The sequence below is a fragment of the Streptomyces chartreusis genome, from assembly GCF_008704715.1.
GTDB lineage: Bacteria > Actinomycetota > Actinomycetes > Streptomycetales > Streptomycetaceae > Streptomyces > Streptomyces chartreusis.
The window spans coordinates 8224285-8249331 of sequence record NZ_CP023689.1; the positions used below are offsets into that span (position 1 = coordinate 8224285).

Annotated in this window: 18 protein-coding genes, 1 pseudogene and 1 riboswitch; of the genes and pseudogenes, 16 read left to right on the top strand and 3 right to left on the bottom strand. The window is 69.7% G+C overall.

The features are described 5' to 3' along the window. Positions 1 to 102 precede the first annotated feature (102 nt). From CP983_RS36385 to CP983_RS36425, 9 genes are all read left to right on the top strand, one after another. Positions 103 to 2598 carry a mannose-1-phosphate guanyltransferase gene (locus CP983_RS36385; protein ID WP_107912201.1) on the top strand — a complete coding sequence of 832 codons (2496 nt, stop codon included), beginning with the start codon at positions 103 to 105 and terminating at the stop codon, positions 2596 to 2598. 109 nt (positions 2599 to 2707) lie between these two features. After that, positions 2708 to 3610 carry a DUF881 domain-containing protein gene (locus CP983_RS36390; protein ID WP_373309840.1) on the top strand — a complete coding sequence of 301 codons (903 nt, stop codon included), beginning with the start codon at positions 2708 to 2710 and terminating at the stop codon, positions 3608 to 3610. Further along, on the top strand, positions 3607 to 3939 hold the full coding sequence (locus tag CP983_RS36395; protein ID WP_003988855.1) for a small basic family protein: 333 nt from the start codon (positions 3607 to 3609) through the stop codon (positions 3937 to 3939). Before CP983_RS36390 ends, CP983_RS36395 begins: the two co-directional genes overlap by 4 nt. A gap of 5 nt (positions 3940 to 3944) precedes the next feature. Continuing rightward, a complete protein-coding gene (locus tag CP983_RS36400) occupies positions 3945 to 4805 on the top strand; it encodes a DUF881 domain-containing protein (RefSeq protein ID WP_150504306.1) in 861 nt (286 codons plus the stop codon). Between the two features lie 148 nt (positions 4806 to 4953). Beyond that, the gene (locus CP983_RS36405) at positions 4954 to 5772 is read left to right on the top strand and encodes an FHA domain-containing protein (protein ID WP_229914867.1); all 819 of its coding nucleotides are present in this window, start codon (positions 4954 to 4956) and stop codon (positions 5770 to 5772) included. Positions 5773 to 5813: 41 nt separating this feature from the next. Further along, complete coding sequence (ftsR, locus tag CP983_RS36410; RefSeq protein WP_107912200.1) at positions 5814 to 6551, top strand: transcriptional regulator FtsR; 738 nt, start codon at positions 5814 to 5816, stop codon at positions 6549 to 6551. 85 nt (positions 6552 to 6636) lie between these two features. Further along, complete coding sequence (locus CP983_RS36415) at positions 6637 to 7110, top strand: bifunctional nuclease family protein (protein ID WP_004002801.1); 474 nt, start codon at positions 6637 to 6639, stop codon at positions 7108 to 7110. A 265-nt stretch (positions 7111 to 7375) separates the two neighbouring features. Next, a complete protein-coding gene (locus tag CP983_RS36420; protein WP_107912199.1) occupies positions 7376 to 8038 on the top strand; it encodes a MerR family transcriptional regulator in 663 nt (220 codons plus the stop codon). Between the two features lie 143 nt (positions 8039 to 8181). Then, a complete protein-coding gene (locus CP983_RS36425; protein ID WP_189748860.1) occupies positions 8182 to 9627 on the top strand; it encodes a DNA polymerase IV in 1446 nt (481 codons plus the stop codon). A gap of 5 nt (positions 9628 to 9632) precedes the next feature. Here CP983_RS36425 and CP983_RS36430 read toward each other — a convergent pair. After that, a pseudogene (locus tag CP983_RS36430) lies at positions 9633 to 10033 on the bottom strand (PRC-barrel domain-containing protein). A 114-nt stretch (positions 10034 to 10147) separates the two neighbouring features. Next, a riboswitch (glycine riboswitch) is annotated at positions 10148 to 10243 on the top strand. 175 nt (positions 10244 to 10418) lie between these two features. Between CP983_RS36430 and gcvP the strand changes: the two are divergent. Further along, positions 10419 to 13304 (top strand): aminomethyl-transferring glycine dehydrogenase, encoded by a 2886-nt coding sequence (gcvP, locus tag CP983_RS36435; RefSeq protein WP_150504308.1) that lies wholly within the window; start codon positions 10419 to 10421, stop codon positions 13302 to 13304. Between the two features lie 101 nt (positions 13305 to 13405). On the opposite strand, the gene CP983_RS36440 is transcribed toward gcvP, so the two are convergent. Together CP983_RS36440 and CP983_RS36445 are read right to left on the bottom strand one after the other, a co-directional pair. Further along, positions 13406 to 13927, bottom strand: a complete 522-nt coding sequence (locus CP983_RS36440) for a hypothetical protein (RefSeq protein WP_107912197.1) — start codon at positions 13925 to 13927, stop codon at positions 13406 to 13408. A 121-nt stretch (positions 13928 to 14048) separates the two neighbouring features. Then, positions 14049 to 16004, bottom strand: a complete 1956-nt coding sequence (locus CP983_RS36445; RefSeq protein WP_150504310.1) for an APC family permease — start codon at positions 16002 to 16004, stop codon at positions 14049 to 14051. A gap of 405 nt (positions 16005 to 16409) precedes the next feature. Between CP983_RS36445 and CP983_RS36450 the strand changes: the two genes are divergently transcribed. From CP983_RS36450 to kdpB, 6 genes are all read left to right on the top strand, one after another. After that, positions 16410 to 18875, top strand: coding sequence for a sensor histidine kinase (locus CP983_RS36450; protein ID WP_150504312.1), 2466 nt, complete (start codon positions 16410 to 16412; stop codon positions 18873 to 18875). A 191-nt stretch (positions 18876 to 19066) separates the two neighbouring features. Further along, positions 19067 to 20908 (top strand): APC family permease, encoded by a 1842-nt coding sequence (locus CP983_RS36455; protein ID WP_150504314.1) that lies wholly within the window; start codon positions 19067 to 19069, stop codon positions 20906 to 20908. Positions 20909 to 20979: 71 nt separating this feature from the next. Further along, complete coding sequence (locus CP983_RS44170; protein WP_167537618.1) at positions 20980 to 21153, top strand: hypothetical protein; 174 nt, start codon at positions 20980 to 20982, stop codon at positions 21151 to 21153. After that, on the top strand, positions 21150 to 21239 hold the full coding sequence (kdpF, locus tag CP983_RS36460; RefSeq protein WP_016434100.1) for a K(+)-transporting ATPase subunit F: 90 nt from the start codon (positions 21150 to 21152) through the stop codon (positions 21237 to 21239). Before CP983_RS44170 ends, kdpF begins: the two co-directional genes overlap by 4 nt. An 8-nt stretch (positions 21240 to 21247) precedes the next feature. After that, the gene (kdpA, locus tag CP983_RS36465) at positions 21248 to 22909 is read left to right on the top strand and encodes a potassium-transporting ATPase subunit KdpA (RefSeq protein WP_150504316.1); all 1662 of its coding nucleotides are present in this window, start codon (positions 21248 to 21250) and stop codon (positions 22907 to 22909) included. A 32-nt stretch (positions 22910 to 22941) separates the two neighbouring features. Further along, positions 22942 to 25041: a potassium-transporting ATPase subunit KdpB gene (gene kdpB, locus CP983_RS36470; protein ID WP_150504318.1), complete on the top strand. Its 2100-nt coding sequence runs from the start codon at positions 22942 to 22944 to the stop codon at positions 25039 to 25041. Positions 25042 to 25047 lie beyond the last annotated feature (6 nt).

Sequence of the window (25047 nt, forward strand, 5' to 3'; positions counted from 1 at the left end):
AGCGGGCGTAGTTGCCCGATGGCCCGCGGTGGAAAAGTGCGGGACAATCTGGACGGGTGAAGTCGGCTAGACCGTCGTCTCTTAGAGGAGGACGCTTCCGACATGAAGGCCGTCGTGATGGCCGGAGGCGAAGGCACGCGCCTTCGCCCCATGACCTCAAGCATGCCCAAGCCGCTCCTGCCGGTGGCCAACCGGCCGATCATGGAGCACGTTCTGAGGCTGCTCAAAAGGCATGGGCTGAATGAGACCGTCGTGACAGTTCAGTTCCTGGCTTCGCTGGTCAAGAACTATTTCGGTGACGGTGAAGAGCTCGGAATGGAGCTCACCTACGCCAACGAGGAGAAGCCACTCGGTACCGCCGGAAGCGTCAAGAACGCCGAAGAGGCGTTGAAGGACGATGCCTTCCTCGTCATTTCCGGCGATGCCCTGACCGACTTCGACCTCACCGAGCTGATCAACTTCCACAAGGAAAAAGGCGCGCTCGTCACCGTCTGTCTGACCAGGGTGCCCAATCCGCTGGAATTCGGTATCACGATCGTCGACGAGGAAGGCAAGGTCGAGCGCTTCCTCGAGAAGCCGACCTGGGGCCAGGTCTTCTCGGACACCGTGAACACCGGTATCTACGTGATGGAGCCAGAGGTTTTCGACTACGTCGAGGCCGACGTACCCGTGGACTGGTCCGGTGATGTCTTCCCGCAGCTGATGAAGGAAGGCAAGCCGATCTATGGCTATATCGCGGAGGGCTACTGGGAGGACGTCGGCACTCACGAGAGCTATGTGAAGGCGCAGGCCGACGTCCTGGAGGGCAAGGTCGACGTCGAGCTCGACGGCTTCGAGATCTCCCCGGGTGTCTGGGTGGCGGAAGGTGCCGAGGTGCATCCCGACGCCGAGCTCCGCGGACCGCTGTACATCGGTGACTACGCCAAGGTCGAGGCCGGCGTGGAAATCCGGGAGCACACCGTCGTCGGTTCGAACGTGGTCGTGAAGAGCGGTGCCTTCCTGCACAAGGCCGTCGTGCACGACAACGTGTACGTCGGGCAGCACAGCAATCTGCGTGGATGTGTCGTCGGAAAGAACACCGACATCATGCGGGCGGCCCGGATCGAGGACGGCGCGGTCATCGGTGATGAGTGCCTGATCGGTGAGGAATCGATTGTTCAGGGCAACGTCCGGGTCTATCCGTTCAAGACCATCGAGGCCGGCGCCTTCGTCAACACCTCGGTGATCTGGGAGTCGAGAGGTCAGGCGCATCTCTTCGGTGCCCGTGGCGTCTCCGGAATCCTGAACGTGGAGATCACGCCGGAGCTCGCCGTGCGCCTCGCCGGCGCGTATGCGACGACCCTGAAGAAGGGCTCCACCGTCACCACGGCCCGCGACCACTCCCGTGGTGCCCGGGCGCTCAAGCGGGCGGTCATCTCCGCGCTTCAGGCCAGTGCCATCGACGTACGAGACCTGGAGAACGTACCGCTGCCCGTGGCGCGGCAGCAGACCGCGCGGGGCAGTGCTGGCGGGATCATGATCCGGACGACACCTGGTGTGCCGGACTCCGTGGACATCATGTTCTTCGACGGGCAGGGGGCGGATCTGTCGCAGGCCAGTCAGCGGAAGCTGGACCGGGTCTTCGCAAGGCAGGAGTACCGGCGTGCGTTCCCTGGCGAGATCGGGGACCTGCACTTCCCGGCCAGTGTGTTCGACTCGTACACCGGGTCGCTGCTGCGGAACGTCGACACGACGGGGATCGCGGATTCGGGGCTCAAGGTCGTCGTCGACGCGTCGAACGGTAGCGCCGGGCTCGTGCTGCCCAGCCTGCTCGGCAAGCTGGGTGTGGATTCGCTGACCATTAACCCCGGTCTCGACGAGTCCAGGCCCACCGAGTCGGCGGACACGCGGCGGTCGGGGCTGGTGCGGCTGGGCGAGATCGTGGCGTCCGCGCGGGCCGCGTTCGGCGTGCGGTTCGACCCGGTCGGCGAGCGGCTTTCGCTGGTCGACGAGAAGGGGCGGATCGTCGAGGACGACCGTGCCCTGCTGGTCATGCTCGACCTGGTGGCCGCCGAGCGGCGCAGCGGGCGTGTGGCGCTGCCGGTGACCACCACGAGGATCGCCGAGCAGGTGGCGGCGTATCACGGCACTCAGGTGGAGTGGACGACCACGTCGCCCGACGACCTGACCCGGGTCGGCCGTGACGACACGACGATCTTCGGCGGGGACGGCAGGGGCGGGTTCATCGTCCCGGAGTTCAGCAGCGTCTTCGACGGCACGGCGGCCTTCGTACGGCTGATCGGGCTGGTGGCGCGGACGCAGCTCACGCTGAGCCAGATCGACGCGCGGATTCCGCGGGCGCATGTCATCAAGCGCGATCTTGCGACACCTTGGGCCGTCAAGGGGCTCGTCATGCGACGGGTCGTCGAGGAGGCCGGAGATCGCTTTGTCGACACGACCGACGGAGTGCGGGTCGTGGAGACCGACGGGCGGTGGGTGATGGTGCTGCCGGACCCGGCGGAGGCGGTCACCCATCTGTGGGCCGAGGGCCCGGACGACGCGTCTGCCCAGGAGCTGCTCGACGAGTGGTCCGCGGTCGTGGACAGCGCCGGCCGATAAAGCAAGACGCACACGCGCGTGCCGGACAGGTGTCCCCGAAAGGGGGCCTGTCCGGCACGCCGGTGGGGCCATTCGGAGGTAGCGGCCGCGACGTGCGACGATGTGCGGCATGCCGCAGCCGCCCCCCGTTCGGAGCACATCCACGCCCCCTGCGCGCCCGGACGCGTCCATGTCGCTGCTCAACAACGTCATGGATCACAGCCTCGATGACGGATACGCCGAGGCCGCTGCCCGCAAGAAGGCCGCGGGTGCCGGGGGACTGCCGAAGACGCTGAGGGCGAAGCTGGGGCTCGCCGCCGGTCTGGTGCTCGCGGCGCTCGTGGTGACAGTGGGAGCGGCGCAGGCGCGCGTGGCGGCTCCGGTGGTGGCCAAGGAGCGCGAGGAACTGATCGACCGCATCGACCGGGAGACGGCGACGGCGGACGAGCTGGAGGAGACCGTCGACGACCTGCGCGCCGACGTGAGCGCGCGGCAGCGCGAGGCCCTGAAGACGGTCGGCGGCGACCAGGCGGAGCTCGTGGGCATCCTCGCGGGCTCGGTCGAGGTGCACGGCCCTGGCGTGAAACTGGTCGTGAACGACGCCAAGGAAGCGGGCACGGACGGCGACGGCGACGCGCGGGGGTCGTCCGGGTTCTCCGACACCGGCCGCGTGCGCGACCGCGACATGCAGCGGGTGGTCAACGGGCTGTGGGAGTCGGGCGCGGAAGCCGTCTCGATCAACGGACAGCGGCTGACCGCCCTGTCGGCGATCAGGGCCGCGGGTGACGCAATACTGGTCGACAACAAGCCACTGGTACCGCCGTACACGGTGCTGGCGGTGGGGGACGGGGAGCGGCTGAGCACCAGGTTCCAGGACAGTGCCGACGGGCTGTACCTGCACGCCTTGCAGGAGAACTTCGGCATCCGGACCAGCATTTCCGTGCAGGGAGACCTGCGGCTGCCCGCCGCCCCGAGTGTGATCGTACGTACAGCACAGCCGAACACCGAGAAAACCGAGAAGGGCACATCGTGATCGCCGTACTGGGCCTCGTCGTCGGAGTCGTGGCCGGACTGTTGGTCCGGCCGGAGGTTCCGGCAGTCGTCGAGCCTTATCTGCCGATCGCCGTCGTGGCGGCTCTGGACGCCGTCTTCGGGGGTCTGCGGGCCATGCTCGACGGCATCTTCGACGACAAGGTCTTCGTCGTGTCGTTCCTGTCCAACGTGGTCGTGGCCGCGCTGATCGTGTTCCTAGGCGACAAGTTGGGCGTCGGCGCCCAGCTGTCCACGGGTGTCGTCGTGGTGCTCGGCATCCGGATCTTCTCCAACGCCGCGGCGATTCGCCGGCACGTGTTCCGGGCGTGAGGCCGATGAGCAACCAGGAACAGACCCCGGAGAACAGGCTGCGCAAGGAGCTGCCCGAAGAGGTGGCGGCCGGTGCGGGTGAGGCTCCCGAGGCCCCTGAGGGCCCGGAGGCGCCCGAGGAGCAGGGGAACCGGCAAGCCGGGCTGACCGGTCGGCAGCGGCTCGCGCAGGGGCTGTGGCCGCCCCGTGTGACCCGTGCCCAACTCATCGTCGCCCTGCTGTTGTTCGGCCTCGGGTTCGGTCTCGCCGTCCAGGTGGCGTCGAACAGTGACAGCGACAGTGCCCTGCGCGGCGCACGTCAGGAAGATCTCGTTCGCATTCTCGATGAACTGGACGACCGTACTCAGCGTCTAGAGGACGAGAAGCAAGGTCTCGAGAAGCAGCGTGACGAACTGGAGAACAGTTCGAACCAGGCCGAGGAGGCCCGCAGGCAGACCGTCGAGAAGGAGAGGCAACTCGGCATTCTGGCGGGCACGGTGGCCGCTCAGGGACCTGGCATCACGATGACCATCGACGACACGAAGGGGACGGTCGAGGCGGACATGCTGCTCGACGCGATCCAGGAGCTGCGCGCGGCCGGCGCGGAGGCGATCCAGGTGAACGGCGTACGCGTCGTCGCCGGGACCTACCTGACCGATGCCGGCAACAGCGTGAGCGTCGACGGGAACAAGATCAACGCGCCCTATCGTTTCAAGGTCATCGGCAAGCCGCAGGACCTCGAACCGGCGCTCAACATCCCTGGAGGCGTGGTGCAGACCCTCGAGAAGGAGCAGGCCACCGTGACGATCGAGCGGTCGGACAAGATCGTTGTGGACGCCTTGCGAGCGGCGAAGCGGCCTGACTACGCTCGGTCGTCCTCCCAGTGAACCGGGGGTGCATGGGGGACGTCGGCGGAGGGCATGAGGTTGCGGGGGGTCGGCGCACCGATTGGGTGGTGCGTGGTGGAAACTGTCTGGTGGAGACGGACGTTGTGAGGATGTCTGAGTCGGCCAGAGAGAGCAGTCAGGGTTCGTCCTGCCCCACGGGCGGGTCTGTTTCGGTCAAGGGGAATCGCCCGTGAAGTTGTTTGCGAAGTTGTTCGGCAAGAGCGCGCGAGAGGGCAGCGACAACGCGACCGCTCGTCACCGCGCACAAGGGGACGACGAGGGCCAGCGCCCGCTGTTCAGGGATCAGGTGCCTGGGCCGGGCGGTGACATTTCCGGAGGTCAGGGCGCGCCGTCAGTTGACCCTGGCCAGTCCGGCGACATAGGTTTCGGGCAACCGTCAACCTCAAGTACGGGTGGAGGGTTTTCCCCGATGTCGGCCCTGGTGTGTACGAGGTGCGGTAACCGCAACGCGGAGAACAGCCGCTTCTGTTCCAACTGCGGTGCTCCGCTGCGAAGCGGCGCGACGCCCGAGCGACCGTCCGAGACGACCTCCACGATCTCCATCTCCGGTATCGAGGCGTACGACGCCGAGACCACCGGTCAGACGCAGATCCCGGCGCTGTCGCCCGAGGCGCAGGCCGCTGTCGACGCGCTGCCGCTGGGCTCCGCGCTCCTGGTGGTGCGCCGCGGACCGAACTCCGGCAGCCGGTTCCTCCTGGACGGCGATCTGACCACGGCCGGTCGTCACCCGCAGAGCGACATCTTCCTGGACGACGTGACGGTCTCGCGTCGGCACGTGGAGTTCCGTCGCGCCCAGGACGGCTCGTTCACGGTGGCCGACGTCGGCAGCCTGAACGGCACGTATGTCAACCGCGAGCGGATCGACCAGGTCCCGCTGAACAACGGCGACGAGGTGCAGATCGGCAAGTACCGGCTGGTCTTCTACGCGAGCCAGCGGGGCTACTGACCCTCCCCCGGAGACCGTCCGGGGAGACCCAGGGAAGGTCCATGCTGAAATCACCGAGCGGCGGTGCCGGCCACGGCATCGCCGCCACGGACGGTCGGCTGATGAGCATCGGCACGGTGCTGAACGTGCTGCGTGACGAGTTCCCTGACATCACCATCTCCAAAATCCGTTTCCTGGAGTCGGAAGGGCTCGTCGAGCCGCAGCGAACCCCCTCGGGGTATCGCAAGTTCAGCGCGCAGGACGTCGAGCGGCTCGGTCACGTCCTGCGGATGCAGCGGGACCACTATCTGCCCCTCAAGGTGATCCGGGAGCACCTGGACGCCATGGAGCGCGGTGAGGCGGCACCGCTGCCGACCGTGTGCCGCCAGCGGGACGGAGAAACGGTCCTGGAGCCCGTGGAGGGGCCCACAGCGGCCCGCATCGGGCGGGCCGAGCTGCTGGCCGCCGCCGAGATCGACGAGCGCGAGCTGGCGGAGTGGGAGTCGTACGGCCTGATCGCTCCGCTGCCGGACGGGGTCTACGACGCGGAGGCCGTCACCGTGGCCGCGCTCGTGGCCGAGCTGGGGCGGTTCGGGATCGAGCCCCGGCATCTTCGGGTGATGAAGGCCGCCGCCGATCGTGAGGCCGGGCTCGTGGACCAGGTCGTGGCGCCGCTGAAGCGGCACCGCAACCCCCAGACCAGGGCTCACGCCGAGGCGCGCGCCAAGGAACTGGCGGGTCTCACGGTCAAGCTGCACTCCGCGCTGGTGCAGACGGCTCTCGGGGTACGGCTGCCCTGAGCGGGGCAAGCACAGGAAGGCCGGATCGGCCACCCGTTCTCTGCCCGACTACCCAAACGTCCCGAGCACGGCCTAGGGTTGCTGTGTGAACGAGCTCGATGTCGTAGGTGTCCGGGTCGAAATGCCCTCCAACCAACCGATCGTGCTCCTGCGCGAAGTGGGAGGCGACCGCTACCTCCCCATCTGGATCGGGCCTGGGGAGGCGACGGCCATCGCCTTCGCCCAGCAGGGCATGGCCCCCGCGCGACCGCTGACCCACGACCTGTTCAAGGACGTGCTGGAGGCCGTCGGCCAGGAGCTCACCGAAGTACGCATCACGGATCTGCGTGAGGGCGTCTTCTACGCCGAGCTGGTCTTCGCCAGCGGCGTCGAGGTGAGCGCCCGTCCGTCCGATGCCATAGCGCTCGCCCTGCGCACCGGAACGCCGATCTACGGCAGCGACGGAGTGCTCGACGACGCCGGCATCGCGATCCCGGACGAGCAGGAGGACGAGGTGGAGAAATTCCGCGAGTTCCTCGACCAGATCTCGCCCGAGGACTTCGGCACCAGCAGCCAGTGAGACGGCGTGGGCGGGGCCGGGCGGACTTGCGGTCCGTGTCGGCTCGGCCCACAGTCGGTTACAGCTCAAATGCCGGCATTTGCCAGTGGCGAGCGAGAGCGTCCCGAGGCCCGCTCCGAAGGCATTCGGCTAGCCTTTCCCCGCGGTGGGAGACGGGAAACCACTCCTAGGGTGATTATCACTCGGCGTGCCGAGTGTGGCGATCGTTGACGCACCCCTGGTGACTGCCTACCGTCGAGAAGGCAGGTCAAGGACGGAGGTCGGCGTGAGAAGCAGCGGCGACGGTACGGCTGGGGGTGCCCCCGGGCGCAGTCTCGGGGCGAGCGGTCCGTACCCGCTTCACAGCAGCGCTGTTCAGGGCGGTGCTGCCGATCACGCTTCGCATCGGCCGACGGCCGTGCCGAGCACCGGCGGAGGGGCGGCGTCCATGGGGTCGGAAGAGATCGGCTACCGCGGTCCGACGGCATGTGCGGCCGCCGGCATCACATACCGCCAACTGGACTACTGGGCGCGCACCGGGCTCGTCGAGCCGAGCGTGCGGCCCGCGTACGGGTCCGGGACGCAGCGGTTGTACAGCTTCCGGGACGTCGTCGTCCTGAAGATCGTCAAGCGCTTCCTCGACACCGGTGTGTCGCTTCAGAACATCCGCACCGCCGTGCAGCACCTGCGGGAGCAGGGCTTCAGCGACCTGGAGCGCATGACGCTGATGAGCGACGGCGCGACCGTGTACGAGTGCAGCTCGCCGGACGAGGTGCACGCGCTGCTCCAGGGCGGGCAGGGGATCTTCGGGATCGCCGTGGGTGTGGTGTGGCGGGACGTCGAGAGCGCGCTGTCGCAGCTGCACGGGGAGCGGATCGACACCGGGGAGACGCTCGTCGGGCACAACCCGGCGGACGAGCTGGCTCGGCGGCGTAACCGGGCGGTCTGAGCGGGCTTCGGTCCCGGCTTGCGGGGCGCTTCGTGGTGGTCGGGTCGGCGCCTGGTGGGCTGTCGGCCGCTGCCGGTGGCCGGTGGCTGCAAACGTGCGGTTGCAGCGGGGCATTGTCAGTGGCGTGAGGCAGCATCGGAGATGTGAGAAACGCGCCCACGATCCTGCATCTCGACATGGATGCCTTCTACGCCTCGGTGGAGCAGGCATCCAAGCCGAGCCTGCGTGGGAAAGCCGTGATCGTGGGCGGGCTCGGGCCGCGTGGAGTCGTCGCCACCGCGTCCTATGAGGCCCGGGTGTTCGGGGTGCACTCGGCGATGCCGATGGCGCAGGCGCGGAGGCTGGCGCCGAACGCCGCGTATCTCGTGCCGCGGTTCGGGATCTACCGCGACATCAGCGAGCAGGTGATGGCGCTGCTGCGGGAGCTGTCGCCGTTGGTGGAGCCGTTGAGCCTGGACGAGGCGTTCGTGGATCTGGAGGCCGGGGGAGCGGCCTGGGACGACTCGTCGGCGCGGCTGGTGGGGGCCAAGCTGCGCGGCGACATACGGTCCGCCACGGGGCTCGCGGGATCGGTGGGGCTGGCCGCGTCCAAGATGCTCGCGAAGATCGCCTCCGAGCAGGCCAAGCCGGACGGGCTGGTGCTGATCGAGCCGGGGACCGAGCGGGCGATGCTCGGGCCGATGTCGGTGCGCACCCTGCCGGGGGTGGGGCCGGCGACGGGGGACCATCTGCGGCGGGCCGGGATCCATACGGTCGAGGAGATCGCCGAGGCCGGCGAGGACGAGCTCGTACGGCTGCTGGGCAAAGCCCATGGGCATGCGCTGTACGCGATGGCGCTGGCGCACGACGAGCGGCCCGTGGTGGCCGAGCGGGAGACGAAGTCCGTGTCCGTCGAGGACACGTACGACGTGGACATCCACGACCGGGTGCGGGTCGGTCTTGAGGTGCAGCGGCTGGCCGACCGCTGTGTGCGGCGGCTGCGGGGGGCCGGGCTGTCCGGGCGGACCATCGTGCTGAAGGTGCGGCGGTACGACTTCTCGACCCTGACGCGGTCCGAGACCTTGCGGGGGCCGACGGATGATCCGGCGGTGGTGCGGGAGGCCGCTGCTCGGCTGCTGGAGTCCGTGGACACGACGGGTGGGGTGCGGCTGCTGGGGGTCGGGGTCAGCGGGCTTGCCGACTACACGCAGGAGGATCTGTTCGCCCAGGCCGCGGGGGAGCTGGCGGAGCAGCAGCCGGTGGAGGGTGGCGAGGACGGCGCGGATGCTGTGGCCGTGGCGCGGGGGGAGGAGACGCCTAGTGAGCGGAAATGGCTTGCCGGGCAGGATGTGCGGCATGCCGAGTACGGGCACGGGTGGGTGCAGGGGAGTGGGCTCGGGCGGGTGACCGTGCGGTTCGAGACGCCTGGGTCGACGGAGCCGGGGCGGGTGCGGACGTTTCGGGTGGAGGATCCGGGCCTGGAGGCGGTGGAGCCGTTGCCGCTGGTGGAGGAGCGGCCCGGAGGGGGTGGGGGAAGCCGGGGTGCTGCGGGAGACGGGGGATCTGCCACGTCGGGGGCACCTGACGGGGCCGTGGTCGGTGGGGTCTGAGCCGGTCAGGGGTGGGGAGTCGTCGGGTCGTTGTTGTTCGGGGGTTCCGTGGGGGCCAACTTGCCGAAGTCGTGGTCGGGGGGAGGGGCGGGGCCGTCACGTCGAGGCCGTAGTGGTGGTAGAGCTGGAGTTCCTGTTCGGGGGACAGGTGGCGGCCCACTCCGAAGTCGGGGGCGTCCTTGATCAGGGCGCGGTCGAAGGGGATGCGGAGGGTGCCCTCCACCAGCTCGCTGGGCTCCAGAGGGACGAAGGCGTCGCGGGAGAACAGGCCGGTGCGTATGGCCGCCCATTCCGGCACTCCGGTCGCGTCGTCGAGATAGACCTCGTCGATCGTGCCGATCTTGGTGCCGTTGCGGTCGAAGGCCTTGCGGCCGATCAGATTGCGCGGATCGATGTCGGTCTGCACGGGCCCTCCACTGGGTCGCAACTCATCCGTAAGCACTACGAAAAGGCAGAATGGTGAGAGCGGCCACTCGAAGGTCCGTGCGTCGACCTCGCTGGTAGGCTGACTAGCGGCTGCTGACCCCGTGCGGGAGAGTCCTCCGGACAACACCGGAGGCGCCGAAGGAGCAAATCCTCCCCGGAATCTCTCAGGCTCACGTACCGCACGGACGAGGTCACTCTGGAAAGCAGAGCGGGTGTCGACGGCTTCCGCTCTCACCGACGGTGAAAGCCGACGGCCTTCGGGCGGTCCGGTGAAGCTCTCAGGTTGAGATGACAGAGGGGGAGGCCGTCCGGGTACCCGTGCCGTGGTGCCCCTCGAAGGTCGTGTCGACCAGGAGGCCTCCGCAATGACCGCCCATCGCATTCCGCTCTCCGAGCTCGAGCAGGGAATCCCCTTCGAGCAGCGTCATATCGGTCCCGATCATGAGGCCCGGGCCAAAATGCTCGCCCAGGTCGGGTACGGCTCCCTCGACGAGCTCACCGCCGCCGCGGTGCCGGACGTGATCAAGAACGCCGACTCGCTGGACCTGCCCGGGGCCCGCACCGAGGCGGAGGTGCTGGCCGAGCTGCGGTCGCTGGCCGACCGCAACCAGGTGCTGGACTCGATGATCGGGCTCGGGTACTACGGGACCTTCACCCCGCCGGTGATCCTGCGGAACGTCATGGAGAACCCCGCCTGGTACACGGCCTACACGCCGTACCAGCCCGAGATCTCCCAGGGCCGTCTCGAGGCCCTGCTGAACTTCCAGACCATGGTCGCCGAGCTGACCGGGCTGCCGACGTCCGGTGCCTCGCTGCTCGACGAGGGGACGGCCGCCGCCGAGGCCATGGCCCTGTCCCGGCGCATGGGCAAGAACAAGAAGGGCCTGTTCCTGATCGACGCGGACGTGCTTCCGCAGACCATCGCCGTGATCGAGACCCGCGCCGAGCCGACCGGCGTCGACATCGTCGTCGCCGACCTCAGCGAGGGCATTCCGGTCGAGGTCGCCTCGCGTGAGATCACCGGCGTGCTCCTCCAGTACCCGGGCGCCTCCGGTGTCGTACGGGACATCAAGCCGGTCATCGACCAGGCGCACGAGCTCGGCGCCCTCGTCACCGTCGCCGCCGACCTGCTCGCGCTGACGCTGCTGAAGTCGCCGGGTGAGCTCGGGGCGGACATCGCGATCGGTACGACGCAGCGGTTCGGCGTGCCGATGGGCTTCGGCGGGCCGCACGCCGGCTACATGGCCGTCCACGAGAAGTTCGCGCGCAGCCTGCCGGGGCGGCTCGTGGGCGTGTCCGTGGACGCCGACGGCAACAAGGCCTACCGGCTGGCGCTCCAGACCCGTGAGCAGCACATCCGTCGTGAGAAGGCCACCAGCAACATCTGTACGGCCCAGGTGCTGCTCGCCGTGATGGCCGGCATGTACGCCGTGTACCACGGGCCCGACGGGCTGCGGAGCATCGCGCGGCGGACCCACCGGTACGCCTCGATCCTCGCCGCGGGCCTCGCGGCCGGCGGTATCGAGGTCGTGCACGGCTCCTACTTCGACACGCTGACCGTGCGGGTGCCCGGGAAGGCCGCCGAAGTCGTCGCCGCCGCCCGGGAGAACGGCGTCAACCTGCGCCTCGTCGACGCCGACCAGGTCTCCGTCGCCTGCGACGAGACCACGCTGCGGGCCCAGCTGGGCGCCGTATGGACGGCGTTCGGGGTCGAGGGCGACATCGAGGCGCTGGACGCCGGCACCGAGGACGCGCTCACCGACGGGCCGCTGCGCACCGACGACTACCTCGCGCACCCCGTCTTCCACCAGTACCGCTCCGAGACGGCGATGCTGCGCTATCTGCGCCGGCTGGCCGACCGGGACTACGCCCTCGACCGCGGCATGATCCCGCTGGGCTCCTGCACGATGAAGCTCAACGCGACCACCGAGATGGAGCCGGTCACCTGGCCCGAGTTCGGGCAGCTGCACCCCTTCGCGCCCGCCGAGCAGGCGCAGGGCTACCTCACACTCATCCGCGAGCTGGAGGAACGTCTCGCCGAGGTCACCGGCTACGACAAGGTGTCCCTCCAGCCCAACGCCGGCTCCCAGGGTGAGCTGGCCGGTCTGCTCGCCGTGCGCGGCTACCACCGGGCCAACGGCGACGAACAGCGCACCATCTGCCTCATCCCGTCCTCCGCGCACGGCACGAACGCCGCCAGCGCCGTGATGGCCGGCATGAAGGTCGTCGTCGTGAAGACCGCCGAGGACGGCGAGATCGACGTCGAGGACCTGCGGGCCAAGATCGACAAGCACCGGGACGAGCTGTCCGTGCTGATGATCACGTACCCGTCGACGCACGGTGTGTTCGAGGAGCACGTCGCCGACATCTGCGCGCAGGTGCACGAGGCCGGCGGGCAGGTCTACGTCGACGGCGCGAACCTCAACGCGCTGGTGGGGCTGGCCAAGCCGGGCCACTTCGGCGGCGACGTCTCGCACCTGAACCTGCACAAGACCTTCTGCATCCCGCACGGCGGCGGCGGTCCGGGCGTCGGCCCGGTCGGTGTGCGCTCGCACCTGGCGCCGTACCTGCCGAACCACCCGCTCCAGCCGGCCGCCGGTCCGGAGACGGGCGTCGGCCCGATCTCGGCGGCGCCGTGGGGTTCCGCGGGGATCCTGCCCATCTCCTGGGCGTACGTCCGCCTCATGGGCGGCGAAGGGCTGAAGCGGGCCACGCAGGTGGCCGTGCTGTCCGCGAACTACGTCGCCAAGCGGCTGGAGCCGCACTACCCGGTGCTCTACACCGGGCCGGGCGGCCTGGTCGCGCACGAGTGCATCATCGATCTGCGCCCGCTGACCAAGGCGACCGGCGTGAGCGTCGACGACGTGGCCAAGCGCCTCATCGACTACGGCTTCCACGCGCCGACGATGTCGTTCCCCGTGGCCGGCACGCTGATGATCGAGCCGACCGAGTCCGAGGACCTGGCCGAGCTCGACCGGTTCTGCGAGGCGATGATCGCCATCCGCGCGGAGATCGAGAAGGTCGGCTCGGAGGAGTGGCCCGCCGAGGACAACCCGCTGCGCAACGCCCCGCACACCGCCGGTGCGCTGGGCGGCACGTGGGAGCACGCGTACAGCCGTGAGGAGGCCGTGTTCCCGGCCGGGGTGTCGGCCGCCGACAAGTACTGGCCGCCGGTGCGCCGCATCGACCAGGCCTTCGGCGACCGGAACCTCGTCTGCTCCTGCCCGCCGCTGGACGCCTACGACGACTGAGCCGCACCGGGCCGACGCCCACGCGGGCGACGCACACCAGCGGAAAGGGCTCCCCTTCGGCCACGCACGGCCGGAGGGGAGCCCTTTCGTGCGCCCCGACTTCAGGTGATCCCGGACGCCCTGAGCACCGCCCGCGCCTCGGCGTCGTCGATCTCGCGGCGCAGCCGCTCCAGTACGTCGACGCCCTCCAGCAGGGTTCCGCCGGCGCGTGAGCGGCGTACGCCTGTGTCCAGCTCGTGCCACAGCAGTGGGTTGGCGAGAAGGACGCGTGGGTCCAGTTCGAGGCGGCGGCCGTCCGCGTCGCGCAGGGTCAGATGGGTGCAGACGTCGCCGTGCTGCCGCACGGTCACCAGCTCGTCCGTGCGCACCGCCTGGCGGCGTACGAGGCCGCGCACCGCGAGCCAGCCCGGGCCGGCGGTCACGCGCTCGGGGAGCAGGATCGTGAACAGCAGGGAGGTCATGACCAGCCACAGCAGGGTGCGCGGCGGAGTCAGGGTGTGGGCATCCCAGTCGACCAGCAGCGTCATGCCGAAGAAGGTCACGGCGCAGCCCGCGGCGAACCGGGCACTGTTCTGCCAGTGACGGTCACCGGTCGGGGCCGGGCGCGGTCTGCTTCCGTCCACACAGCTGACGGTAGGGGCCGCCGGCGCGGGTGCGAACGGCGCTGACAGCGCTCTGACGTCTTACGGCTCATCGTTGACGCGATCCTGATGTGGCCGCGGCCGGTTCGGGCCGGTGCGGGCGTCAGCCGGTGTGGACGCGCGGTCGGCGGTCGCGGTCCGGCTCGGCCTCGCGAAGGACCTCTCGGGTGACGGGGGCGACCTCGCCCTGGCCGAAGAGGAAGAAGCGCAGGAAGTTGGCGAACGGGGTGCCCTCGGTCCACTCGAAGTAGATGTGCGGGATGCAGCCGGTCGTGTCGCGGACGTTCAGCAGCAGGGCGGCCAGCGCGTTCGGGATGGAGGAGGACTCCAGGGTGAGGACGCGGTAGCGGTTGTGCATGACCTGGCCGCGCACGATCAGGCCGGCCTCGAACTCGGACGGGTCGGTGACCGTGACCTCGACGAAGACGAAGTCCTCCTGCTCCGAGAGGTCGTTGTCGGTGCGGATCTGCTCGATCTTGTCGCGGTACTCGGCCTTGTCCCGGCTGTCGGGCTCGTTGGCGATGAACCGGATCTTGCGGCTCGCGATGTCCCTGACGAATCGTTCCGCCATATCGTCGAGCGTCACGCTCGTGACACGGAGCTCGAAGGCGCGCAGCAGCCGCGACAGCAGGGAGATCAGGATGATGCCGGCGATGAAGCAGGCGCCGATCTTCACGCCGTCGGGGCGCTCGATGACGTTCACGACCGTCGTGTACAGGAACACCACCGAGATGACCGCGAAGCCGATGAACCAGTTGCGCTGGCCTGCCTTGCGGGCCGCGATGGTCACGGCGATGGCGGCGGAGCTGATGAGCACCAGCACGCCGGTGGCGTACGCGCCGCCCTGGGCGTCGACGTCGGCGTCGAAGATCCAGGTCACCAGGAAGGCGACCAGAGTGAAGACGATGACCATCGGGCGCACCGCGCGTGCCCAGTGCGGGGCCATGCCGTAGCGGGGCAGATAGCGCGGCATCAGGTTCAGCAGGCCGGCCATGGCGGAGGCGCCGGCGAACCACAGGATGGCGATCGTCGAGACGTCGTAGACCGTGCCGAAGGCGTTGCCGAGGTACTCGTGGGCGAGGAACGCGAGCGCACGGCCGTTGGCGCTGCCGCCCGGCTCGAAGTCCTTCTCCGGGATGAGCAGGGTGGTGATGAAGCTCGTCGCGATCAGGAAGCAGCTCATGATCACCGCGGCCGTGGTGAGCAGCTTCTTGGTGTCGCGGATCCGGCCCGCGGGGTTCTCCTCGGTCTCACCGGGCTTGCCCTTGACGTGCGGCATCACGGCGACGCCGGTCTCGAAGCCGGAGAGGCCGAGCGCGAGCTTGGGGAAGACGATCAGGGCCACGCCGATCATCACGAAGATGTTGCCGTGCTCGGCGGTGAGGGCGGTGGTCCAGTCGGTGACCACGTGTCCCTCGGTGACGACGTGGTAGAGGCCGGAGACCACGACGACCGCGTTGAGCACGAGGTAGATGCCCACCAGGGCGACCGCGACGCCGATCGCCTCCAGGAAGCCCTTGAGGAACACCGCGCCGAGCAGCGCGACGAGGGCGAGGGTGATCACCATCTGCTTGTCGTGCAGCGCGCTGTTGAGGTGCGGGTTCTCGACCAGGTGGGTCGAGGCGTCGGCCGCCGACAGGGTGATGGTGATCAGGAAGTCCGTGGCCGCGAAGCCCAGCAGGGTCAGGACGAACAGCTTGCCCTTCCAGAAGGTCAGCAGCCGTTCCAGCATGGCGATCGAGCCCTGGCCGTGCGGGCTCTCCTCGGCCACCCGCCGGTAGACGGGCAGGGCGCCCGCGAGGGTGACGATCACCAGCACGATGGTGGCGATGGGCGACAGCAGACCGGCCGCGAGAGCGGCGATGCCGGGCTGGTAGCCGAGGGTCGAGAAGTAGTCGACGCCGGTGAGGCACATGACCCGGTACCAGGGCTGCCCCTCCTCCACCGGCTCCTTCTCGGCCTGCGCGCCCTTCGGAGCATGGCCCTTGCCCATGTCGGACAGGCCCTCCAGCATCCAGGCGCGCAAGCGACCGGGCGGAGGGTGTTCGGTGGTGGCCATCGGCCTGCTCCTGACGTGCGGGTCGGCATGCGATTCCGGCCATCACGCGGACGGCGGCACCAGCGTAAGCAGAGAGTGACGTCAGGGCCCACGGATCAAAGGGCTGTGGGCGTCAAGCTTCCGTTAAGACTGGCCGGGTCGGCGGTGGTCGCGCATCAAGAGGTGTGCTCCGGCACTTGTTCGTGCCCGATTGGGCTGTATGGGCGGCGAGCGGTGGGGTGAGTGAGGGCGACCACTCAGCGTGACCGCTCGGCGTCGCCGTCGAGGCGAGTAGCAGGGAGCGTCGGTGTCGTGCCCGGCCAGGGCACGCCGTTGTCAAGACAGTGTCAACGTCCATATGAGGGGCGCCAGGGATGCGTCAAGGTTCCTGCCGCGCGGGCCCGCGGAGCGGTTCGCTGAGACCTGATGAACGAAGTACCGCGCGGACGGCTGAAGGTCTACCTCGGGGCGGCCCCGGGGGTCGGCAAGTCGTACCGCATGCTCGATGAGGCGCGGCGCCGGGCCGGGCGCGGGGCCGACGTGGTGGTCGCGTTCGCCGAATGCCATGGACGCCCGCGCACGGCAGCGATGCTCGACGGCCTGGAGGTCGTGCCGCCGGTCCGATGCGCCCACCGGGGCGGGGAGTTCGAGGAACTGGACCTCGCCGCGGTGCTCGACCGACGGCCGGAGGTCGCCGTCGTCGACGACCTCGCCCACGGCAACGTCCCCGGCGGCGGGCGCAACGCCGAGCGGTGGCAGGACGTCGAGGCACTGCTCGCCGCGGGCACCGACGTCATCACGGCCGTCAACGTCCAGCAGCTGGAGTCCCTCAAGGACGTGGTCGAGAAGATCACCGGGGTGCCGCAGCACGAGACGGTGCCCGACGAGGTCGTACGCCGGGCCCGGCAGGTCGAGCTCGTCGACATCCCGCCCGAGGGGCTGCGCCGACGCATGGCGCACGGCAACATCTATCCGCCGGAGAAGATCGACGCCGCCCTCGCCAACTACTTCCGGCCCGGGAACCTGGCCGCGCTGCGCCAACTGGCGCTGCTGTGGCTGGCCGACCGGGTCGACGAGGCGCTGAACACCTATCGCGCCGAGCACGCGATCGGCGGGGTGTGGGAGACCCGGGAGCGGGTCGTGGTCGCGCTGACCGGCGGTCCGGAGGGCGACACGATCGTCCGGCGGGCCGCCCGCATCGCCGCCCGGTCGGCCGGCGGGGACCTGCTCGCCGTACACGTCACCCGCAGCGACGGCCTGGCCGCCGGGGCCTCGCACGCCTCGCTGGCCCGTCAGCGCCGGCTCGTGGAGGACCTCGGCGGCAGCTACCACCAGGTCGTCGGCGGCGAGGTCGCGAGCACCCTCGTGGAGTTCGCCCGTGCCGAGAACGCCACCCAGCTGGTGCTGGGCGCCAGTCGGCGCGGGCGGCTGGAGCGGTTCGTGACCGGCCTCGGGACGGGGGAGTCCGTCGTCGCGCTCTCCGGCGACATCGACGTCCACCGCGTCACCCACGAACGGGCCGCCAGCGGCACCCTGCTGCCGTCCCGCCGCCGTACGCTCTCCAGGGCCCGCCTGATCGCCGGACCGGTCGCCGGCCTGGTGCTTCCGGTGCTGCTCACCCTCGGCCTCGCGCAACTGCACGGCACGCTCGACCTGACCAGCGAGGCACTGCTGTTCCTGCTCGCGGTGGTGGGCGTGGCCTGCATAGGCGGCGTGGCCTCCGCGGTGATCGCCTCCGTGACCGCGTCGCTCCTCCTCAACTACTGGTTCATCCCACCGATCGGCGCCTTCACCCTCGACGACCCCAACGCCCTGCTGGCGCTCGCGGTGTTCGCGGTCGTGGCCGCGACCGTGGCCGCCGTCGTCGACCGCTCCCTGCGGCTGTCCCGCCGGGCCGCCCGGGCCACCGCCGAGGCCGAGACCATGTCGTCCCTCGCCGGCAGCATCGTGCGCGGCGGCCAGACGATACCGGCGCTGCTCGAACGCACCCGGGAGACCTTCGCGATGGAGTCGGCGGAACTGGTGGACGAGCCGCCCGACATGGCGGGCGTCACGGCCGTACCGGCGGGCTCCGGCGCCTATCTGGCGCTGCACGGGCGTGACATGTCGTCGTCCGAACGGCGTGTGCTGGCGGCGTTCGCGGCGCATGTGGGCGCGGCGGTCGAGCGGGCCCGGCTCGCCGAGGCCGTGGCCGAGGTCGAGCCGGTCAAGGCCGCCGACCGGATGCGTACGGCGCTGCTGCGGGCCGTCGGCCACGATCTGCGCACCCCGCTCGCCGCGGGCTGGGCCGCCGTGACGTCCCTGCGCAGCCGGGACGTCGAGTTCTCCGTCGAGGACCGCGACGAACTCCTCGCCACCGCCGACGAGTCCATGGCCAAGCTGAACCGGCTGGTGGAGAACCTGCTCGACCTGAGCCGCCTGGAGGCGGGCGTGCTCAGGCTGAACCTGCGGCCCACCACGCTGGAGGAGGTGCTGCCGGCCGCGCTCGCGGACACCCCGGGCATCCAGGTCGGGGACGTGGAGAAGATCCCCGAAGTGCTGGCCGACCCGCCGCTGCTGGAGCGCGTGATCGCCAACCTGGTCGCCAACGCGGCCCGGTACAGCCCGCCCGGCACGCAAGTCCTCGTGACCGCCAGTGCGTTGGGCGGCCGGGCCGAACTGCGCGTCGTCGATCGGGGGCCGGGGCTTCCGGCCACCGGGCGGGAGCGGGTGTTCGAGCCGTTCCAGCGGCTGGGGGACACCGACAACAGCACGGGGCTCGGCCTGGGACTCGCGCTGGCTCGGGGACTGACCGAGGCGATGAGCGGGACGGTCACTCCGGAGGACACGCCGGGGGGTGGGCTGACGATGGTCGTCTCGTTGCCGCTGGCGGGGAGCGCGGCGGCATCGTAGGGGCTGTCGTGGCTGGTCACGGCTCCGGTGCCCGTTGGCCGGCAGGCGCGTCAAGGTGTCGTCAAGGACGGCCGTCCGTGCGCGAAGAACACGCAAGGAGCCGTCAGGAACGGCGGGATCCGGACACAACCTGGGTCAGCCACGTGCGCCCCGTGCGTGGCCACAGGTTCGTACGAAGGAGCCCGCATCCCATGTCCGTCCTGACCACCGCGCCCGGGGCGACCCCCGCCGACGAGGAACCGCCGGACGCCGGCGAACGGCACCGGCTCACCGCCGTCACCGGCCTCGCCGCCCTGTCCCTCGACGCGATGGCGTCGGTGGCCTACGGCCCCGAGGCGATCGTCCTGGTGCTGGCCGCGGCCGGCGCCCACGGGCTCGGTTTCACCCTCCCCGTCACGCTCGCCATCGCCGCCCTGCTCGCGGTGCTGGTCGCCTCCTACCGGCAGGTCATCGCCGCCTTCCCGGACGGCGGCGGCTCCTACGCCGTGGCCAGGACGCACCTGGGGAAGCGGACCAGCCTGGTCGCCGCCGCCTCGCTGGTCCTGGACTACGTCCTCAACGTCGCCGTGGCCGTCACCGCCGGTGTCGCCGCCCTGACCTCGGCCTTCCCGGCGCTCTACGACGACCGGCTGTGGCTGTGCCTGGCCGTGCTCGCGCTCATCACCGCGGTCAACCTGCGCGGGATCGTGGAGTCGGCGAGGGCGTTCATCGTGCCGACGGTGGTGTTCGTCGGTTCGATCCTCGTGCTCATCGCCGTCGGGTTGTTCAGGTCCGAGCCGGTCAGTACTGCGACGGCCGCCGGGCACGCCTCAGCGCTCGCCGACAACGCCACCACCGTGGGCGCCCTGCTCCTGCTGAAGGCGTTCGCCTCCGGCTGCGCGGCCCTCACCGGTGTCGAGGCCATCGCCAACGCCGTCCCGTCCTTCCGCGTCCCGCGCGCCAGGCGCGCCCAGCACGCGGAGGTCGCCCTCGGCGCGGTCCTCGGCGTGATGCTGATCGGTCTGTCGGTGCTGATATCCCGCTTCCACCTCCAGCCGGTCGAGGGCGTCACCGTCCTCGCCCAGCTCGCGGACGCCTCGCTCGGCCACAACTGGGGCTTCTACGTCATCCAGTTCGCGACGATGATCCTGCTGGCCCTGTCCGCGAACACCTCCTTCGGCGGCCTCCCGGTGCTGCTGAAGCTGCTCGCCCGTGACAACTACCTGCCGCACGTGTTCGCGCTCAGGGCCGACCGGCAGGTGCACCGGCACGGCGTCCTGGCGCTGGCGGCCGTCTCCACCGTGCTGATCGTCTTCTCCGGCGGCGACACCAACACCCTCGTGCCGCTCTTCGCCATCGGCGTCTTCGTCGGCTTCACCATCGCCCAGGTCGGCATGGTGCGGCACTGGCGCACCGAGCGCGGACCCGGGTGGCGCGGCAAGGCGCTGCTCAACGGCTTCGGTGGGCTGCTGACCGGTGTCGCGGCCGTCGTCGTCACCGCGACCAAGTTCGAGGAGGGCGCCTGGCTGATCGTGATCGCGCTGCCGCTGCTGGTCGTGGCCTTCGAGGCCGTGCACCGCGCCTACGCGCGGATCGGCGAGCGCCTCGGCCTCGGCCGCATCCCCGAGCATCCGCACCGCGACCGCTCGGTGGTGATCGTGCCGGTCTCCTCGCTGTCGCGGCTCACCTCGGAGGCCCTCACCGCGGCCGCCTCGCTCGGCGACGAGGTCCGTGCGGTCACCGTCTGCCACCCCGACCCCGAGGACCGGGCCGCGCTGCACGTCCTGGAGCGCTCCTGGGCCGAGTGGGACCCCGGCGTGCCCCTGGTCCGGCTCAGCAGTGAGCGGCGCGCGCTGGGCCGCCCCATCGCCGCGTACGTCCGTGACGTCATGGCCTCGGAGCCGGCCGCCCGGGTGACCGTGCTGATCCCGGAGACCGAGCCGGAGCGGCTATGGCAACGGCTGCTCCAGAACCAGCGGGGAGCCGTCGTCGCGCATGCCGTCCGCAAGGAGACGGACGCCGTGATCTGCCGGTTGAGGTTCCGCTTGTTCTGACCCCGGCGCGCCTGCGACCTGCGGTGATCGTGTTGCCGTAAGAGAACCGTCAAAGGCGTGCGGCGGGCCGTATGGGAGCCGTCAACGGCGCTCGAATCCGGCCACAAAGGCTGTTTCCTCGAATCGTCACTGTCCGACCGAACCTCATTCAGGAGTCCACGATGGCCGATCTGGCCTTCGTCGTCATCACGATCGCGTCCTTCGCGCTGGTGGCTCTCGTCGCCAAGGGGGTGACGAAGCTGTGACCGCCGAGAACATCGTCGGCCTCGTCGTGGCCGTCGCCCTGCTGGGCTATCTCGTCCTCGCCCTGATCTTCCCGGAGAGGTTCTGAGACAAGGCATGGGTCCCGTACTTGCCGGCGTGCTCCAGCTGCTCGCCCTGATCGCAGCTCTGGCGCTCGCCTACATCCCGCTTGGCAACTACATGGCCAAGGTCTACTCCTCCGACAAGCACTGGCGTGTCGAGAAGTGGATCTACAAGGCCATCGGTGCCAACCCCGACACCGAGATGCGCTGGACCGCGTACCTGCGCGGCGTCCTCGCCTTCTCCGTGGTCGGCGTCCTGTTCCTCTACCTGCTCCAGCGGCTGCAAGGTGTGCTGCCGGGTTCGCTCGGGTTCAAGTCCATCGACCCGGACCAGGCGTTCAACACCGCCGTGTCGTTCGTGACCAACACCAACTGGCAGTCGTACTACGGCGAGCAGGCCATGGGCCACGTCGTGCAGACCGCCGGCCTTGCCGTGCAGAACTTCGTCTCCGCCGCCGTCGGCATCGCCGTCGCCGTGGCGCTCGTGCGCGGGTTCGCCCGCTCCCGCACCGGTGAGCTGGGCAACTTCTGGTCCGACCTGGTGCGCGGCACCGTCCGCATCCTGGTGCCGATCGCCACGATCGGCGCGATCGTCCTCGTCGCGTGCGGCGCCATCCAGAACTTCTCCGGCATCCACGAGGTCGGCCAGTTCATGGGCGGCCACCAGCAGTGGAACGGCGGCGCGGTCGCCTCTCAGGAAGCCATCAAGGAGCTCGGCACCAACGGGGGCGGCTACTTCAACGCCAACAGCGCCCACCCGTTCGAGAACCCCACTCCGTTCTCGAACCTGTGGGAGATCTTCCTGATCCTGCTGATCCCGTTCGCGCTGACCCGCACCTTCGGCCTGATGGTCGGCAGCGTGAAGCAGGGCTACGCGATCCTCGCCACCATGGCCACCATCTGGCTCGGCTTCACCGCGCTGATGATGTGGACCGAGTTCGCCCACCACGGCCCGGCGTTCCAGATCGCGGGCGGGGCGTACGAGGGCAAGGAGGTCCGCTTCGGCGTCGGCGGCTCGTCGATCTTCGCCGTGGCGACCACGCTCACCTCGACCGGCGCGGTCGACTCCTTCCACTCCTCCTTCACCGGCCTCGGCGGCGGCATCACCATGCTGGGGATGATGCTGGGCGAGATCGCGCCCGGTGGCACCGGCTCCGGCCTCTACGGCATGCTGATCATGGCGATCATCGCGGTGTTCATCGCCGGTCTCATGGTCGGCCGCACCCCCGAGTACCTGGGCAAGAAGATCGGCTCCCGCGAGATCAAGCTGGCGGCCTGCTACATCCTGGTCACCCCGGCGCTGGTGCTCGTCTTCACCGCGTTCGCGATGGCCCTGCCCACCCCGGGCAACTCGATGACCAACAGCGGGGCGCACGGCTTCTCCGAGATCCTGTACGCCTACACGTCCGCCTCCAACAACAACGGCTCGGCCTTCGCCGGACTGAACGCGGACACGCAGTGGTTCAACACCACGCTCGGCCTGTGCATGCTGCTCGGCCGCTTCGTACCGATGATCTTCGTGCTGGCCCTGGCCGGCTCGCTCGCCGAGCAGAAGCCGGTCCCGGCCACCGCGGGCACCCTGCGCACCGACAAGCCGCTGTACGCCGGTCTGCTCGTCGGCACGATCATCATCATCACCGGTCTGACGTACTTCCCGGCCCTCGCGCTCGGGCCGCTGGCCGAGGGGCTGGCGTGATGACCACTCGCATACAGAAGCAAGAGGACTCCATGTCCACAGCCACCCCGACCCGGGCGCCGCACAGCGACGTTCCCACCGGGCGCAAGTCCCCCGAGGGCCGTGTCGGCGCGGGCCTCTTCGACCCCGCGCAGCTCCTCAAGTCGCTGCCGGACGCCTTCCGCAAGCTCGACCCGCGGGTGATGGTCAAGTCCCCCGTGATGTTCGTGGTGTGGATCGGCTCCGTCCTGACCACCGCCTTCTCCTTCGCGGACCCGGGCGACTGGTTCGGCTGGACCATCAGCGCCTGGCTGTGGCTCACGGTGATCTTCGCCAACCTGGCCGAGGCCGTCGCCGAGGGCCGCGGCAAGGCGCAGGCCGACACCCTGCGCAAGGCCAAGACCGACACGGTGGCCCGCCGGCTCACCGGTTCCGTCGAAGAGCGGGTACCGGGCACCGAGTTGAGGATCGGTGACCTGGTCGTCTGCGAGGCCGGCGACATCATCCCCGGTGACGGCGACGTCATCGAGGGTGTCGCCTCCGTCGACGAGTCGGCCATCACCGGCGAGTCGGCCCCGGTCATCCGCGAGTCCGGCGGCGACCGCTCGGCCGTCACCGGCGGCACCAAGGTCCTCTCCGACCGCATCGTCATCAAAATCACGACGAAGCCCGGCGAGACCTTCATCGACCGGATGATCAACCTGGTCGAGGGCGCGGCCCGGCAGAAGACGCCGAACGAGATCGCGCTGAACATCCTGCTCGCGTCACTGACGATTGTCTTCCTGCTGGCCTGCGCCACGCTGCCGCCGCTGGCGGACTACGCGGGCACGCATCTGACGATGGTCGTGCTGGTCGCCCTGCTGGTCTGTCTCATCCCGACGACCATCGGCGCCCTGCTCTCCGCGATCGGCATCGCCGGCATGGACCGGCTCGTGCAGCGCAACGTGCTCGCCATGTCCGGCCGAGCGGTCGAGGCCGCCGGTGACGTCTCCACGCTGCTGCTCGACAAGACCGGCACCATCACCCTCGGCAACCGCCGGGCCGCCGAGTTCGTCCCGGTCGCCGGTCTCACCGAGGCCGAGGTCGCGGACGCCGCCCAGCTGTCGTCGCTGGCCGACGAGACGCCCGAGGGCCGCTCCGTCGTCGTACTGGCGAAGGAGAAGTACGGCCTGCGCGAGCGGCACCAGGGCGAGCTGGCGGGTGCCGAGTGGATCGCCTTCACCGCCCAGACCCGGATGTCGGGCGTGGATGTCGACGGGCGCAAGATCCGCAAGGGCGCGGCCGGTTCGGTCATCGCCTGGGTGCGGGAGCAGGGCGGCACGGTCGCGGGGGACGCGGACACCGTCGCCAACCGCATCTCCGAAGCCGGCGGCACCCCGCTGCTGGTCGCCGTCGAGGACGCGGACGGAGCGCGGGTCCTGGGCGTCATCCACCTCAAGGACGTCGTCAAGGACGGCATGCGCGAACGGTTCGAGGAACTGCGCCGCATGGGCATCAAGACCGTCATGATCACCGGCGACAACCCGCTGACCGCCAAGGCGATCGCCGAGGAGGCGGGCGTCGACGACTTCCTCGCGGAGGCCACTCCCGAGGACAAGATGGCGCTCATCAAGCGTGAGCAGGCCGGCGGCAAGCTGGTCGCGATGACCGGCGACGGCACCAACGACGCCCCGGCGCTCGCGCAGGCCGACGTCGGTGTGGCCATGAACACCGGTACGTCGGCCGCCAAGGAGGCCGGCAACATGGTCGACCTCGACTCCGACCCGACCAAGCTGATCGAGATCGTCGAGATCGGCAAGCAGTTGCTGATCACCCGCGGTGCGCTGACCACGTTCTCCATCGCCAACGACGTCGCGAAGTACTTCGCGATCATCCCGGCGCTGTTCGCGGTCGTCTACCCGGGCCTGGACAAACTCAACATCATGGGCCTGTCGTCGCCGGACTCCGCGATCCTGTCCGCGGTCGTCTTCAACGCGCTGGTCATCATCGCCCTGGTGCCGCTGTCCCTGAAGGGCGTGCGGTACCGGCCGGTCAGCGCCGACCGGCTGCTGCGCCGCAACCTGACGATCTACGGTCTGGGCGGCCTGATCGCGCCCTTCATCGGCATCAAGATCATCGACCTGCTCATCTCTCTCATCCCCGGGATCGGTTGATCCATC

Excerpts from the sequence above, each read along its gene's own strand:
- CP983_RS36450 (WP_150504312.1), top strand. The coding sequence starts at position 16,410 with ATGAACGAAGTACCGCGCGGACGGCTGAAGGTCTACCTCGGGGCGGCC.
- CP983_RS36455 (WP_150504314.1), top strand. The coding sequence starts at position 19,067 with ATGTCCGTCCTGACCACCGCGCCCGGGGCGACCCCCGCCGACGAGGAA.
- gcvP (WP_150504308.1), top strand. The coding sequence starts at position 10,419 with ATGACCGCCCATCGCATTCCGCTCTCCGAGCTCGAGCAGGGAATCCCC.
- kdpA (WP_150504316.1), top strand. The coding sequence starts at position 21,248 with ATGGGTCCCGTACTTGCCGGCGTGCTCCAGCTGCTCGCCCTGATCGCA.
- CP983_RS36385 (WP_107912201.1), top strand. The coding sequence starts at position 103 with ATGAAGGCCGTCGTGATGGCCGGAGGCGAAGGCACGCGCCTTCGCCCC.
- CP983_RS36400 (WP_150504306.1), top strand. The coding sequence starts at position 3,945 with ATGAGCAACCAGGAACAGACCCCGGAGAACAGGCTGCGCAAGGAGCTG.
- ftsR (WP_107912200.1), top strand. The coding sequence starts at position 5,814 with ATGCTGAAATCACCGAGCGGCGGTGCCGGCCACGGCATCGCCGCCACG.
- kdpB (WP_150504318.1), top strand. The coding sequence starts at position 22,942 with ATGTCCACAGCCACCCCGACCCGGGCGCCGCACAGCGACGTTCCCACC.
- CP983_RS44170 (WP_167537618.1), top strand. The coding sequence starts at position 20,980 with ATGGGAGCCGTCAACGGCGCTCGAATCCGGCCACAAAGGCTGTTTCCT.
- CP983_RS36390 (WP_373309840.1), top strand. The coding sequence starts at position 2,708 with ATGCCGCAGCCGCCCCCCGTTCGGAGCACATCCACGCCCCCTGCGCGC.
- CP983_RS36445 (WP_150504310.1), bottom strand. The coding sequence starts at position 16,004 with ATGGCCACCACCGAACACCCTCCGCCCGGTCGCTTGCGCGCCTGGATG.